17 protein-coding genes are annotated in these 13,865 nt (G+C 40.1%); 12 read left to right on the top strand and 5 right to left on the bottom strand.

The features are described from left to right. Positions 1-90: 90 nt before the first annotated feature. A complete protein-coding gene (locus tag ACQKL0_RS11710) occupies positions 91-1,503 on the bottom strand; it encodes a polysaccharide deacetylase family protein (protein WP_427687760.1) in 1,413 nt (470 codons plus the stop codon). A gap of 256 nt (positions 1,504-1,759) precedes the next feature. After that, positions 1,760-1,984 carry a hypothetical protein gene (locus ACQKL0_RS11705; RefSeq protein ID WP_402875029.1) on the bottom strand — a complete coding sequence of 75 codons (225 nt, stop codon included), beginning with the start codon at positions 1,982-1,984 and terminating at the stop codon, positions 1,760-1,762. Positions 1,985-2,034: 50 nt separating this feature from the next. Between ACQKL0_RS11705 and ACQKL0_RS11700 the strand changes: the two genes are divergently transcribed. From ACQKL0_RS11700 to ACQKL0_RS11680, 5 genes are all read left to right on the top strand, one after another. Continuing rightward, on the top strand, positions 2,035-2,436 hold the full coding sequence (locus ACQKL0_RS11700; RefSeq protein WP_427687758.1) for a hypothetical protein: 402 nt from the start codon (positions 2,035-2,037) through the stop codon (positions 2,434-2,436). 79 nt (positions 2,437-2,515) lie between these two features. Continuing rightward, positions 2,516-3,307: a GNAT family N-acetyltransferase gene (locus tag ACQKL0_RS11695; protein ID WP_427687756.1), complete on the top strand. Its 792-nt coding sequence runs from the start codon at positions 2,516-2,518 to the stop codon at positions 3,305-3,307. Between the two features lie 240 nt (positions 3,308-3,547). After that, a complete protein-coding gene (locus ACQKL0_RS11690; RefSeq protein WP_427687754.1) occupies positions 3,548-3,715 on the top strand; it encodes an aspartyl-phosphate phosphatase Spo0E family protein in 168 nt (55 codons plus the stop codon). A gap of 666 nt (positions 3,716-4,381) precedes the next feature. Beyond that, positions 4,382-5,377, top strand: coding sequence for an LLM class flavin-dependent oxidoreductase (locus ACQKL0_RS11685; RefSeq protein WP_427687752.1), 996 nt, complete (start codon positions 4,382-4,384; stop codon positions 5,375-5,377). A gap of 327 nt (positions 5,378-5,704) precedes the next feature. Beyond that, positions 5,705-5,935, top strand: a complete 231-nt coding sequence (locus ACQKL0_RS11680; protein ID WP_427687750.1) for a DUF3953 domain-containing protein — start codon at positions 5,705-5,707, stop codon at positions 5,933-5,935. Between the two features lie 251 nt (positions 5,936-6,186). Here ACQKL0_RS11680 and ACQKL0_RS11675 read toward each other — a convergent pair whose 3' ends face one another. Then, on the bottom strand, positions 6,187-7,011 hold the full coding sequence (locus ACQKL0_RS11675) for a hypothetical protein (RefSeq protein WP_427687748.1): 825 nt from the start codon (positions 7,009-7,011) through the stop codon (positions 6,187-6,189). Positions 7,012-7,152: 141 nt separating this feature from the next. Then, entirely contained in the window at positions 7,153-8,076 is a 924-nt protein-coding gene (locus ACQKL0_RS11670; protein ID WP_427687746.1) for a substrate-binding domain-containing protein, read from the bottom strand. A gap of 154 nt (positions 8,077-8,230) precedes the next feature. Here ACQKL0_RS11670 and modA point away from each other — a divergent pair, with 154 nt between their 5' ends. The 4 genes from modA to ACQKL0_RS11650 all read left to right on the top strand — a co-directional run bounded on the left by modA (position 8,231) and on the right by ACQKL0_RS11650 (position 10,215). Next, on the top strand, positions 8,231-9,025 hold the full coding sequence (gene modA / locus ACQKL0_RS11665; protein WP_427687744.1) for a molybdate ABC transporter substrate-binding protein: 795 nt from the start codon (positions 8,231-8,233) through the stop codon (positions 9,023-9,025). A gap of 127 nt (positions 9,026-9,152) precedes the next feature. Continuing rightward, a complete protein-coding gene (locus ACQKL0_RS11660) occupies positions 9,153-9,383 on the top strand; it encodes a hypothetical protein (protein ID WP_427687742.1) in 231 nt (76 codons plus the stop codon). Then, a complete protein-coding gene (locus ACQKL0_RS11655) occupies positions 9,380-9,718 on the top strand; it encodes a hypothetical protein (RefSeq protein ID WP_427687740.1) in 339 nt (112 codons plus the stop codon). The genes ACQKL0_RS11660 and ACQKL0_RS11655 overlap by 4 nt, the downstream gene beginning before the upstream one ends. Then, positions 9,715-10,215, top strand: coding sequence for a hypothetical protein (locus ACQKL0_RS11650; protein ID WP_402875005.1), 501 nt, complete (start codon positions 9,715-9,717; stop codon positions 10,213-10,215). Before ACQKL0_RS11655 ends, ACQKL0_RS11650 begins: the two co-directional genes overlap by 4 nt. Before the next feature lie 170 nt (positions 10,216-10,385). On the opposite strand, the gene ACQKL0_RS11645 is transcribed toward ACQKL0_RS11650, so the two are convergent. Further along, complete coding sequence (locus ACQKL0_RS11645) at positions 10,386-11,087, bottom strand: hypothetical protein (RefSeq protein WP_427687738.1); 702 nt, start codon at positions 11,085-11,087, stop codon at positions 10,386-10,388. A 269-nt stretch (positions 11,088-11,356) separates the two neighbouring features. Here ACQKL0_RS11645 and ACQKL0_RS11640 point away from each other — a divergent pair, with 269 nt between their 5' ends. From ACQKL0_RS11640 to ACQKL0_RS11630, 3 genes are all read left to right on the top strand, one after another. Further along, the gene (locus tag ACQKL0_RS11640) at positions 11,357-11,875 is read left to right on the top strand and encodes a GrpB family protein (protein ID WP_427687736.1); all 519 of its coding nucleotides are present in this window, start codon (positions 11,357-11,359) and stop codon (positions 11,873-11,875) included. Positions 11,876-11,905: 30 nt separating this feature from the next. Next, entirely contained in the window at positions 11,906-12,208 is a 303-nt protein-coding gene (locus ACQKL0_RS11635; RefSeq protein WP_402874996.1) for an ArsR/SmtB family transcription factor, read from the top strand. Between the two features lie 97 nt (positions 12,209-12,305). Continuing rightward, the gene (locus ACQKL0_RS11630; RefSeq protein WP_427687734.1) at positions 12,306-13,319 is read left to right on the top strand and encodes an LLM class flavin-dependent oxidoreductase; all 1,014 of its coding nucleotides are present in this window, start codon (positions 12,306-12,308) and stop codon (positions 13,317-13,319) included. Positions 13,320-13,865: the final 546 nt, after the last annotated feature.

Below are 13,865 nucleotides of genomic sequence, written 5' to 3'. Positions count from 1 at the left end.
AGCGGGCCTGTGAGATATAATCACAGGCCTTTTTTAACGGATTAGGAATGGAAAAGAGCCTGTTTTGATGACAAAACAGGCTCTTCACATTTATTCTTTTACTTTGATTCCATATCGTTTACGGTCTTGTTTCACTTTTTCAAGTTCGGACACGGTAACGAGTTGGTAGCCTTGCTGGTCCAGCTGTTTTATGATTTCGTCAGCCGCTTGGGCGCTGGTTTTGTAAATGTCGTGCATGAGGATGATCTTCCCGTCTTCCGCTTTGTTCATGACTTTGCGGACCACTTTCTTCTTGTTCCGGAGCTTCCAGTCTTCCGGGTCTATTTCCCAGAGTGCGACATCCATATCGCCTATATGTTTGCGAACCTTATCGTTTATTGCACCATATGGCGGACGGATAAGGGATGGCTCGTAACCACTGGCTTTTAGGACGGCAAGTTGTGTTTTGTTAATTTGACTCTTGATCTTTTTCTTGTTTAGGCGTGTCAGTTGCGGATGATCCCAGGAATGGTTCCCGATTTCATTTCCTTGTGCAATCATTTTTTGCAAGACCTCTGGATAGTGCTCGACACGGCTTCCTAATACGAAGAAGGTCGCATGTGCTTGATGTTTGTTCAAGGACTTCAGGATGGCCGTCGTATTGTCCGGATGAGGTCCGTCATCGAATGTGAGGGCGATCACCTTTTGGGATGGATCGATCCAATCATTCTTTGGAGGAAGCTTGGCGACAATATGCTTGGGCTGCCTTTCCTTCACGCGATCTTGATTCATGTTCTTGTTTTGATATGTATCTAGCAAGCTATCTTTGAATAACTCTTTTTTGATAGCGATGGATTGTATGGTGGATGAATCTCCGTCTTTTTTCGGTTTCATATAGAAAACCAGCGTGTTTTTCAATACGGAAAATGAATCAAAATTGTCCATTTTCGGATCTGTCATTTTCTTGATCATGTCTTCGGTAAGTGTTTTGTCTTTCTTATCACTTAACTCTTCAAAGGCAATGTCGGATAAGACCGATAAATAATCAGTATCAGAATAAAAAATGTCATCTAAAGAGAGGATTTCTTGAGAGGGAATATCATATGTGAAAATGTTATATTCCGATTGTTTTTTACCTGCAATTTGTTGATATTTATCGAAGGAAATCGTGATGGTCTGTTTGCTGAAATGAAGGATTTCATAAGTGATGTTCAACTCAGAAGAAGCTTCTCCATCGACAGCCTTCCATTTCTTTTGATACTCCTTTATTTCTTTATGAATATAGGATTCTAGCTGCTCATCGATTGACTCTTGATGGAATATCGGCCTGCTTACTGAAAATCCACCTTTTGTATAATCGTTAACATCCGTTTGAATATCCGCATCCGGATAATTTTCATCTATGGAATAAGCGGAAACTGTATGCTTATTTTTCAACAGTTTAATAGCCAATCCGGACAAGCCCAAAACCACAGTTAGACATAAAAGAGAAATAAATACTTTTTTATAATTTGATTTGCTCATGATGCTTTCCCACCTCGTGATAATTCTACTATAATATAACTACAAAAGCCTTAAAAGTTTGTAAAATAATTCATTTTTTATAGGGTGAATTTTCCCTGGTGGTTTTTAACTAAGATATGACCTTCCTTGTGCCTATAGAAGTGGTATTTATTATCAAAAGTAATGGGACCGTTTCATGAAAAAAGCGGAGGTTGAAGTGTATCGTGGTGGAAGAAATGAACGTCCATGTTGACCTCTGTTTCTAAGCGGAAAAAGATTAGAGAGTTTTGGATTCATCGGCAGGAGAATGAAGCTTCATTTGATCGAGTTCAATCCTCAACTTCTCTGTTTCTATCAGATAGTTTTCGTGTTTGAGTTTTTCGAGTTCTATTTCGTCTTTAAGCATTTTATGCTTAATTTTCGCTTGTTCCTGAAAATGGTTTGTCACGATCGCGATAATAGGAATAGAGAATATCATGACAACGGTTATTGTGCCAACCATAATGTGCCCTCCCCTCAAGTGGAATTTTATGTCTTCTCTATATTATACAATTGTGGTTACATTTAGGAAGTGGTTTTGAAATAATTGGCTATTCCTTCGGAGGGAATAGGCGGAATGGCCAAGGGAAGGGAGCGGTTAAAATAAAAACTACGGAAATACCAGAGCCGAAATTAAGAGTTATACTGGCGCTAGCCATCATACTTGAATCCATATTTTTCATCGGCTTTTTCACCGGAATTCTTTCTAACCTGCATGTCTATATAGGTGCTGCTACTGGCTTGCTGATTGGGTTTGTCAGTTTATTGATCAGCGCCTATTTACTAGCGAAAAAATCATATGGTGCCATCTCGCTATGCATCCTATTCTTTTCTGTATTGATCACTTTTTTCACGTTCGTTGCTTATTTTTTACCCGAAGCAGGCTATCCACCACCCATTCGTTTGTTCTTTTAGTTAGAGGTATTATAAATGGGCTGGAACAGGCAATATAAATAACTAGATGGCCAAAGGAATAATAATGAGGGGAAGTTAAATGATTGTAGTATCTAAAGAAGATTTTCATGTAGTGAAAGAGAAAATAAAAGAAGCACCAATATTTGTTTTTAGTATATTAGATAACATAATTAATGGAACTGTATATTCAAATTCTAATAACCTTGAATCTCTTCTCATTAAAACTAATTCGGGATTATATTATGTTACAGGTACCTCAACGGACGAATATTTTTCCGGGAATTTAGTTAGTATTTTTGTAGAATCGGTCGTTAAAGGTAGACGATTTACACTGTTTTCTAATACAGAATCTTGGTGCCAAGTTATAGAAAAAACATTAGGTGAAAGAGAAAAAACATTAGGTGAAAGAATAAGAAGAATTGAACGATTTACTTTCTGCTTTGACCTGAATGCTCAACAAAAAAGAAAAAGAATATCGCATAATAACTACAATATAGAAAAAATAAATCAAGTTCATATTGAAAATTGCTTAGAATTTGATAAACAGTACTATGATGAATATTGGGATTCCACTTCTAATTTTCTTCAAAATGGTTTTGGGTTTTGTATAAAGGAAAATAATCAGATTATTAGTGAAGGTGTGTCAATATTCAAATCAGTGGATTATGCAGAAATAGATATAATAACCGATTCAAATTATAGAGGGAAAGGATTAGCCAATTTAGTTGCTGAACAATTTATTGACTATTGTCTATCCCAAAATATTCAACCACGTTGGGATTGTAATATTGATAATACTGCTTCTATTCAATTAGGGAATAAATTAGGCTTCAGCAATCCACAAAAATATGCTGTATATGTCAAAAGATAATTCATTATCAGGAACTATAAAAACGGTAAAACCGATAATGAAGGTTTATGTGAACTAGCTGTTTATTTTGAAATAGCATTGAATATATCACTCTTGATTTTTCATTTCGCAGTTTCAACGAACTCTGGCGTAGTTTAGATAATCCATAACAAATACTTTATTTCACAAGTTTATATAATTCCATAAATGTAATATACTTTTTGAATGGGGTACCACTGATCTGTAAAGGAGTCACTTACTTTGTGCGAAATTAAATTATATAGAGAGTTAGAACTCAAAATAAAACATCTTAGGAATATCCTTATTAAAACAGGGGTTCAAAAAGGTCTAAATCATAGGGAAACACTGACATGTAGTCAAAGGCTGGACGAGTTGATTTTGAAACAATTTCTAATAAGTAAGCAATAATTATTGAATGACACTAAATGTTTTCAAGACGTTATTCGTTTCTTTTTCCGGAATGGATATAACGCAGGGTGACGGAAGGGTGGGAATGATGGAGGATTCGCTGCAACATGGCAATATCCTTTGTGGCCTTATAAAACCAGTAAACGTTTTCCGTAACGTATGGTTGCCGACATGTTCCACGCCCGCAAACTCTGCGGCCTTGTTTAGCTGTCTGTAAGCCTGTGTAAGGGGTAGGGGAGGGGGTGTTCACCGCTTCCTAGACGGAATAAATAGGGACTCTGGACGTTTTTGGCGTACGCAAAGACCTCTTTGATGCAATTCGCGATATACATGTCGCGAATTTTTTGCGTTTTGCCTTCCTTTACCCGAAGGATCTTATGGTGTTTGCCTTTGAGGTCCAGGATCTGTTTCTGAACGGGTTACTCAGGTAGTGACCCTTTAGAGGTAGAGTTTTGTTCATACAGCTAAAAAGATGGTTCCTGTACAATACAGGAACCATCTTCTAGTTGCTTAACCCCTTTTTTCAGTTTGTCCTTGACTTGGGGAGTATATGATATGGAAACTTCCGATTCATTTTTGCTTCTTCATTACATAAGAGCAGCAAACTGTAATAATGCGCAACAAACGTTAAAATGAAATAGAACGAATGAAGAAAGGGTGATCCGTATGAAACTTAGTATTTTAGATCAAATGCCTGTAGCGAAGGGCGGTACATCAACAGAGGCACATGCTGGAAGTATCGAAATCGCCAAGCTTGGGGATGCACTCGGCTATGAACGCATGTGGCTGGCGGAGCATCACAATACAACGTCAATTGCAAGCTCTGCTCCTGAAATTAGTGCTGCCCATTTAGCTGCTATTACAAACCGTATGCGAATTGGTACAGGTGGTGTCATGATGATGCATTATTCACCGTATAAAATTGCCGAGGTGTTCAAAACATTATCTGCACTCAGCCCTGGTCGCATTGACCTAGGTGTGGGTCGCGCACCAGGTGGAGATATGGCTGCTATGGTGGCTCTTGCAAGTGGAAAACGTCCATATGTAGATGAGCAATATGACAAACTAGAAACGATTTTACGCATCATCAACGAAAAACCAACTGGCGATGCCGTATACGATGCCGTTGTCGCAGCACCTTCAAAAATCCAACTGCCTGAAGCGTGGCTACTCGGCTCAACTGGACAAAGCGCCAGGCAAGCAGGTGAAATGGGTGTGGGGTATTCGTTTGCGCAGTTTTTCCAAGGACAGCTATCAAAGCGAATCCTCGACATTTATAAATCTGCCTTCCGCCCGTCCTATTACATGCCGGAGCCAAAAATTCTTGTGACCTATGCCGCAAGTGTTGCCGAAACAACGGAAGAAGCACAATATTTATCGATGCCGATTCAAATTTCGCGCCTGAATTTAATGCGAGGTCGCTTAGATCCGACATTATCGCCTGAAGAAGCAAATGATTATCCGTTAACGGAGATGGATAAAATGATTTTAGAGCAAAACCGTCATTTATTATTAGCTGGTACGGCAGAGGAAGTACTCGACCAAATCCAGACACATATGGATTTGTATGGCTTTGATGAAGCCATGATTAACTGCAATCAATTCAGTCTTGATAGCCGTTTAAATACGTATAAATTCCTAGCAGAAAAGGCGTTCGTCTAGCACGAACGCCTTTTCATTCTCCAACTATTAATTGATAAGCGCCCCATGCTAGAATACCTGGCAAGCATAAATGAATACGAGTGTGTACTTAAACTCCATATGAACGTTGAATGCGTGCCAAAAAAAGTAATAAGAATGGCCAATAATCCTAAACATAAAAAGCCACAGGGAACATGGGTTACAGTAGGTGTTGAGGCGGCCTTTTTATTGTGAGCTAGAACGGTACTTCCGTTCATAATAAACGTTCCTTGTCCTCATAAATGAAAAGATGATAAATGATATGATTAATAAGAAATGGTACAGAACTTAGTAGGGGGAAATGTTTTCTTGAAAGTAGTTAAAATCATCTTAGCAGCCATTGTTATTAGTCTAGCCGCTTATAGTCTAAAAACGGAAACCGAGTTAATGCCGTATTATATGTTTTTCTTAGGGGCGCTTATATTGGTGACAGGGATAGCCGAACTTCAAAAAGACAAAAAGGGCTTTAAGGGGCACCTGAGCATTGGGATTGCTTTCTTTGTTTTCTTGGTTTCCATCCAGAGTTTTTTCATGGGTTAACCGGTAGGTAGCCTATTTTGAAAGAACAATAAATGATAGAAGGGCATGTTTTGATCGGTTTCAAAACATGCTTTTTCTATTGATTTGAATCAGAGGGGGAGACGATGGTCAGTTTGAAATGATCTTCACGTACATTCCTTTTTTGGCTTTCCGTTTAGCGCTTTCGTTCATCGTTTTAATAGTTTCTGATAAGGTAGAAGCAGGTTCCATATAGTTCATCCATTATTAACACTATGGGAACGCCTCACTTATCATGTCATGTCCATCCTGTTCACTTCATCCGTCAAACCCATCTTAAGCATTTCGGTTTTTACACATTCTTTCAATTCATCGTCTTCCTGTATGAGGTAGAAGTATTGCAAGTTTCGGATGGTTGCTAATTTGGTTGCCTCATCACTTCTATCAAAAAATTTCCCCAAGTCTTTTAGATTGATCGTTGAATCTCTGTTCATGGAAAACGTCTCCTGATTAGGACGGTCATCGCTTACAACCCCTAATGTATCAAAAGTAGGGAGGGAGGCCACTTTTTTTCTTTGATCACGTACAGTGACTTCGACATATTCGTATAAATCATCAAGGGGTTTACGGTTGAGTTCTTGTTGGATCCTGTTGCAGACGTAGGCACTTTGCGCTGAAAACTCCGGATCCGCGGTTGCTTCTTTAGTGACCCAATCCGAAAATTCCTGATATTCTTCTTTTTTTGAATAACCTAATAGGTTTTCGATCACCGAGGCATCATTCAAGGTCAGAATTACATCTATGAATTCTGCAAGATTTCTAGCTATGATTTTTACGTGATTTCCGAAATTCATGGGGCTCACGCAAACAATGAAGGCCTCGTCTAAATGTTGCACCCTGCCAAAATCGGTGAGGAATCCATAGTGGATCCCATCAGCCCCAATGCTTGCGAATGGGATGACATCATAGGGCGTGACATCGTAGGAATAATCATCATCTTGTAAGAATAGGGATAACTGATCGAATAAGCTGTGTCCCTCCTTTTGTAAATCTTGATCTAATTTAGTCAATGCTTGAAGAGCATGGGGGAATTCTTTGTATTTTCCTAGAACATTCACGTTCAAAGCCTCCTATAAAAGAAATAGTGTTTCCTACTATATTCACTATCCTTCGTCATCAAGCCTGCTTTTACAGAGGGAAAATTATTAATGATTGGAAGGCATGCCAAACGGGTAGGCTCCTCAAAGAGTCCTCCCCGTTTAAAATGTTTCACAAATGACCGAACCCGTCCTGGATATGTCGTAATCACCCAATGCGTTGATTTCGGACTGAAAGGGTTTCGATGTTAATATCTCCTTAACAACCGTTAAGAGCTGGTCAGTTTTTGGCGTCTTTAGAATGACCAAATCGTACCGTTCGGTTATTAATGGAACGAAGTCCACCCCGACGATTTTGGCCGCCTTTTCAATCCCGATTCCAACATCCGCCAACCCTGCCGAGACAGCCGAGGCTACACTCAGATGATTGGTTTCTTCCTGTTCATAGCCCTTAAGGCTTTGAGCGGATATCTGATGGAGTCTAAGCTGCTCATCAAGCAGGATACGGGCGCCGGACCCTCTTTCCCGATTGATGATCGTCAAGTCCTGATTCAAGTCAGACCATGTGTGAAGATGGAGCGGGTTGCCCTTTTGGACGTAAAAACCTGCTTTCCTTGAAACAAGGTTGATTAACATATAGGGATATCCAACCAAAATTTTCTTTATGTAAGGAAGGTTATATTCTCCTGTATCTCCGTCAAACATATGCATACTGGCGATATCCGCTTTCCCGTTGTACATCGAGATCAGTCCGTTCAAACTGCCGGTGTTGGACCGTAACGTTTTATAAGGTGAATCCTTTTCGATATATTGACCAAGAATATCTAGCACCATATCTTGTCCGCTTATGACAAGGTTATGCGGTTCCTTCGATTGCGCTTTTTGATTTTCGGTAACCGGAGCTGTGGTGGATGGGGACTTATGACCTTGAATGTAGTCGTCCAAGTCTTTTGCATCCATTCTCATCTGCCTGCCGACCCGGAAGACAGGGAGCTCGCCTTTTTTAACCAAATCATAGATCGTTAGTTTGGATACCTTTAATAATTGTGATACTTCTTCAATCGTATAGGATAGCTCTTTCGACATGATGTGCATCCCTCCAACTTTATTGTATCCTAGTGGCTTATATAAATAAATTCCGAGAAGGGAAAAGTAAGTATTACATTTCATCGTGTTTCTTATTATAATGAGTTATAACTAGTTATATCTACTTATAACTAGATAGAAAGGGGGATTGATTTTGAAGAAATTCCATCTTATCATCTCGATTCTATTTGTCATGGTAATCGGGGCTGGATGTTCATCGGATGAAAACACCGAAACGAAAAAAAAGGAAGCAACGAAGCAAGTCGATTTGACCATTTCGGCAGCTGCAAGTTTGCAGGATGCCTTGAACGACATTAAAGCAAGCTTTGAAAAAGAAACGCCAGATGTGAATGTGAACTTTAATTTTGGAGCGTCAGGAGCACTACAACAACAAATTTCCAAAGGAGCGCCTGTCGACCTGTTTTTCTCAGCGGCAGAAGATAAATTCGATACGTTAGTCGATGAGGGGCTTATCGATGACAAACAAGGCACCGACCTAGTCGGCAATGAGCTTGTGTTGGTGGTTTCAAAGGAATCGGATAAAGGAATCAAAACGTTGAAAGATGTTACGAAAGCTACGAAACTATCAATTGGTACTCCTGAATCCGTTCCCGCAGGTCAGTATGCGTTGCAAACGCTGAAAAACAGCGGCCTTTGGGAAGAGGTTGAAAAGAACGTAATCTATGCCAAAGATGTTCGCCAAGTGCTTACATATGTGGAAACGGAGAATGTCGATGCAGGCATGGTGTATAAAACGGATGCGCTGACTTCATCGAAAGTGGATATCGTCACAACGGCTGGGGAAGATTTACATGACCCGATCATCTATCCAGCAGGTGTGATCAAGGATAGTTCACATCCAAAAGAAGCCCAGTTATTCTATGATTATCTTCAAACGGAAGAGGCCATGAAGATTTTTGAAGAATACGGATTTACGGATGTAAAATGATGAAGGGACTGCCGGTTAGGCGGTCTTTTTTTTGTGTTATCATTCAATTTTATTCCTTATTTAGAAACTTTTTAATGTTCGAATCGTATATAATGGGGTCACAGATTGTGATGGATAGGAGAATTGGATGGCTTATATAAGAAAACATGCTTACTTGAAATTCACCCTGTTCTTTATTGGCATTTTTGCTATGAAGGTATATTGGGATTATAAAGAGGAGCACGAATTCCATTGGATGGAAAACTTATTTGATTCGTTGTTTTACGTTACATTTTATATCTTTATGATGTGGCTATGGGCAGATAATAGTGATAAGAAAGGGAGCAAAGAAAACGAAGTAGGGGGAGGTGCATCATGAGTGAGGGGATGGATTATCTGATTGCCGGGATTTTGGTCATCGCATTCACATGCGGATTTGCCATGCAGCTTCAACAGTTATTACTGCTTAGAAAACATAACAAAACGATACAAAAAAGGGTGTTATATGGATCCTATTTGCGTTGCATCGCTTACGCCGGGTTTTTATCGACCTATATCTTGAATATCCTGATAGGTGCACAGCTTGTCCCGAATGCGTTTTTTACAGAAAATAACACGAGCTTGGGGTGTATACTTTTTCTTGTGGTTTTAGTGTTTGCTACTTTGGTAGTGGGTCCTAATAAACCAGAGCGTATAAAGAAGGAGAAATTATGAAAAGGAAAAGAAAAATTATTATTGTACTGACCCTGCTTGTAGCCATTGTTATTATGATATCCGTGACTCCTCCGCTAGCAAAAAAGGTGAAGAGCAGTCCCATGCATGTTTTGTATACATATAACGTCACGAAATCCTTTTCGGAACATACGGATAAGACGGTTGAAGTGGCATCCGTGCCGTCAGGAGAAGTGAAGAAGAAAATGAATGGGGTGTATCATACGGATGTAAAGATTGAGGGAGCACCTCTAGATATTGAAAGTGTTGTGGCCGAAAGCTTAAATGAGCCGAGGGAGTACGGAGGGGAAAGTACACTGATTGGTCCAGATAAAGGATTTAAGGTGCGTAAATTTTATCGGACGAAGAATTACGATAAAGGAGAATACACTGTGACACGGACCAATAGAATAACGGGCAAGGAGAAGGAGTACACAGGAATTTATTATGAACCGAGTATTCAGGATCCCGTTATTAATTGGTCACGTGATTATAAGTGACGATCATTTGTCAATAAGAGAAGGCCGGACGATTCCTTTTTAGAGGAATCGTTTATTTAAGCTTCTGTTAAAGATTTGCATGAAGGTGGCTACTGACGCGGAAACTTACCTGGTGTGAGCCCGAATTGACTCCCATTAATCAATTCGGGCTTTTTAAAATATGTAAAATTTCACCTTGAATAAAGGTCATTGATGAATTCAGTGTCTTTATTGTTAAAGAATTCGTCTATTTCTTCTGCAGATGGCTTTCGTTGAACCGCAAAAGGGATTTGCTTCTTTTGAATCATTTCATCTATCTTCTTGATCGCAGGAAGGTTTCCTTCCAAAACCCCTTCCCACATATCGATTTTCTTCCCATCATTAAAATGGATGATGTACCTACCGTTAAAATGACGTTTGTGGGGAATCTTCGTGGTGGTGGTAATGGAATAGTCGATGACAACGCCTCGTACATCATCTTCCCAGGAATACTCGGTTTCTTTCAAACTCCAGAACGATGCAAACTGAATCTTTTCGTCACTTACCACGAGGGCATGTGTCACGCCTAAATAAAGAAAGGGCAAAGAAAGAAGGAGGGGCAATCCTGCTAATGTCATAATAAATTGAGCACCCTTTTTGAATGACTGAAAGGATTTTTCATGGATGCCTTGTTTCATCGTAAAATAGATCCCCCACGTTGTGAGGCCATATACGACTGCACAGATGAAATATACCCAATAGGAACTAGCGGGCGTTCCGTAAAACAGGACATCTCCCGTATCATGTATCTTCCTGTTGATCCAATAGAAAAGAAAGAACCACAGTGAAGAAAATAGGATGAACAGTAAGGAAAAGCGCCACCACACTGCTTTCTCTGATGTATTTTTTGCCACAATGACTCCCCCAGTCGATTGGTTATGATTACTAAACTATATCACGGAATTGGTAAAAACAACCATGATGATTTGTGTATAGGATAAAAGTGGGGTGGGTGTCATTCAGATAATTCCTTATATTGGATAATAGAAAGGGTTTTTATCGGTCGGTCAAGAATATATAACATAAGAGTATAGTGCTAGTGTGAATGAATGAAGCGGAGCGAAAGAGGTGAGTGCGGTAATAAATCGATTAAGAGAAATCGTGTAAGAAGAAGGTGGTTCGTATGAGGAAAGTGGAGGTTGTCTCTCATCAGGAGAAGTGGCCGCACATGTTTCAGGATGAATGCGAAAAGTTACTAAAGATCTTTGTGAACGATATTTTGAACATCCATCATATTGGGAGTACAGCCATCCCTACAATTCATGCCAAACCGGTCATCGATATGGTGGTTGAAGTGAAGTGGTTGAATCGAGTGGATGAGTATAATGCGGATATGGATAGGATCGGGTATGAAGCCATGGGTGAGTATGGAATCGCCCATCGACGTTTTTTCGTGAAAGGTGGGGACAAGAGGACTCATCATGTTCATGTCTTTCAACGCGGCAATGAAGAAATTATCCGTCACGTACGATTCAGGGATTATATGATTGCCCATCCAGAAGAAGCGCATAAGTACAGCCAACTCAAGAAAAGGTTAGCGAAGGTGTTCCCGAATGAGAGGGCTGAATACATAGAAGGAAAGAACAAGTATATACAAGAGATCGATAAGCGGGCAAAAAAGTGGGCCAATCCGCCTGATTGACATATCTACTTAAATAGATATAATGAACCCATGGATCATTTACTCATTTTTAAAGCATTATCTAATGAAAAAAGACAGTTAATCTTACAGTGGTTAAAAAATCCTGAAGAAAACTTTATTCATCAACAACATGATGGACAGTTCAATGATGGCGTGTGCGTCGGGAGTATCCAGGAAAAATCGGGTCTCGCACAATCGGTCATCTCCAGTTACCTTGATATGATGCAAAAGGCAGGGCTCTTGGAATCCAAACGGATTGGTAAGTGGACCTATTATCGCCGTAATGAGCAAGTCATCAAGGAATTAGGGGAGTTCATCAAAAAAGAGTTATAGGTAGAATTTCGCGGAAACTCTGCCTATTTTTTTACCATATCATATCTACATATTTAGATATGTTGAAATGAAATTGTTGGAAGAAGGGATAACACACATGAAAAACACGAATAAACAACTTCAAGACCTTTCTTTATCCGTTTTGGATTTAGTGACGGTTTTACAAGGAAAAGTGCCTGCGGATTCCTTTCACAATGGACTCGCTCTGGCTAGAAAAGTAGAGGACTTTGGCTACGAACGATATTGGTTGGCAGAGCACCATAATAGCCCAGGTGTCGCAAGTTCGGCCACTTCGCTATTAATCGGTTATATCGCCGGCGGTACAACCAAAATCAGAGTCGGTTCTGGAGGAATCATGCTACCGAACCATGTACCGCTAGTGGTCGCGGAACAATTCGGAACGCTGGAATCACTTTATCCGGGGAGAATTGATTTAGGCTTGGGACGAGCACCGGGAACGGATCAAATAACAGCACGGGCCCTACGACGGAATGTCGGTGGCTCCGGGGAAGACTTTCCTTCCAATATAGTCGAGCTGCAAAACTATTTAAGCACGAATAAATCCGGTCCAGTCCGGGCGTTTCCTGGAGAAGGCACGAATGTCCCTCTATGGATACTCGGATCGAGTCTATTCAGTGCAAGACTTGCCGGCATGATGGGCTTGCCATATGCGTTTGCGAGCCACTTTGCTCCATCGTATTTAAAGGACGCGCTAAAGCTCTATAAAGATTCCTTCCAACCATCTGAACAGTTAAAGGAACCCTATGCAATCGCCTGCGTGAATGTAGTGGCAGCCGATACTACTGAAGAAGCCGAACGCTTAGCAACATCCCTGAAATTGTTCTTCCTAAACGTGATCAGGGGAGGGCAGGAACTGCTGAAACCGCCTGTCGATAACCTGGATACGTACTGGAGTCCATACGAAAAAGCCGCCGTCAATCAGATGTTGGAGTACACATTCATCGGCGATTCTACTAAAATCAGCCATGAACTACAAGCATTTTTGGATGAAACGCAAGTGGACGAGATCATGGTCTGCTCACATATTTACGATCACGAAGCACGTGTTCGTTCGTACGAAATCATGTCGCAAATCGTTAAAACTAAATGACGACCTACCCCCGGGTGCATCTGCATCCGGGGGTTTTTCTGTGTTGATGGAGCTTTGGTAGGGGCGGCGTTTGACCGATAAATAGTGGGATTTGACCGATAAAATACTGAAATTGACCGATAAAAGCTGCAACTTGACCGATAAACCATCGAAATGGGCCGATATGGAGAAGGATTATCGAAAAATAGCAAAAAACTCATCAACAAAAGAGACCAAATCCTTGTTGATGAGTCCAATATCGCCAAAAACCCCCCATAATGCGTAATAATCACTGAAAATTCACCTTTTATTATATTAATATAGTAAAAATAACGAACGTATTAAATTTATGGTCGTTATTAAGAACAAAAATAAAAAGTATGGATGCATAAACATGCATAAAATCAGCCAAGCTGTTTTCTTTGTTTCAGTTATCAGACTAGTACAGTGTTTGGGTAAATACCGAATTAGGTAAAAAAGGTACTACTTGTCCATTTCTTGTGTAAATACCAAAGGCGAGCATTAGCCTTCGTTTTGGTCGTACTTTATATAATTTAACTAAACATA

Origin of the sequence: Peribacillus sp. NPDC097264, from assembly GCF_050277925.1 — a bacterium.
In the GTDB taxonomy this organism is placed as follows: domain Bacteria; phylum Bacillota; class Bacilli; order Bacillales; family DSM-1321; genus Peribacillus.
This window is presented reverse-complemented; position numbering and strand designations above follow the sequence as displayed.

Excerpts from the sequence above, each read along its gene's own strand:
- ACQKL0_RS11705 (WP_402875029.1), bottom strand. The coding sequence starts at position 1,984 with ATGGTTGGCACAATAACCGTTGTCATGATATTCTCTATTCCTATTATC.
- ACQKL0_RS11640 (WP_427687736.1), top strand. The coding sequence starts at position 11,357 with ATGAGGAAAGTGGAGGTTGTCTCTCATCAGGAGAAGTGGCCGCACATG.
- ACQKL0_RS11635 (WP_402874996.1), top strand. The coding sequence starts at position 11,906 with ATGGATCATTTACTCATTTTTAAAGCATTATCTAATGAAAAAAGACAG.
- ACQKL0_RS11685 (WP_427687752.1), top strand. The coding sequence starts at position 4,382 with ATGAAACTTAGTATTTTAGATCAAATGCCTGTAGCGAAGGGCGGTACA.
- ACQKL0_RS11630 (WP_427687734.1), top strand. The coding sequence starts at position 12,306 with ATGAAAAACACGAATAAACAACTTCAAGACCTTTCTTTATCCGTTTTG.
- ACQKL0_RS11695 (WP_427687756.1), top strand. The coding sequence starts at position 2,516 with ATGATTGTAGTATCTAAAGAAGATTTTCATGTAGTGAAAGAGAAAATA.
- ACQKL0_RS11655 (WP_427687740.1), top strand. The coding sequence starts at position 9,380 with ATGAGTGAGGGGATGGATTATCTGATTGCCGGGATTTTGGTCATCGCA.
- ACQKL0_RS11650 (WP_402875005.1), top strand. The coding sequence starts at position 9,715 with ATGAAAAGGAAAAGAAAAATTATTATTGTACTGACCCTGCTTGTAGCC.
- ACQKL0_RS11670 (WP_427687746.1), bottom strand. The coding sequence starts at position 8,076 with ATGTCGAAAGAGCTATCCTATACGATTGAAGAAGTATCACAATTATTA.
- ACQKL0_RS11660 (WP_427687742.1), top strand. The coding sequence starts at position 9,153 with ATGGCTTATATAAGAAAACATGCTTACTTGAAATTCACCCTGTTCTTT.
- ACQKL0_RS11710 (WP_427687760.1), bottom strand. The coding sequence starts at position 1,503 with ATGAGCAAATCAAATTATAAAAAAGTATTTATTTCTCTTTTATGTCTA.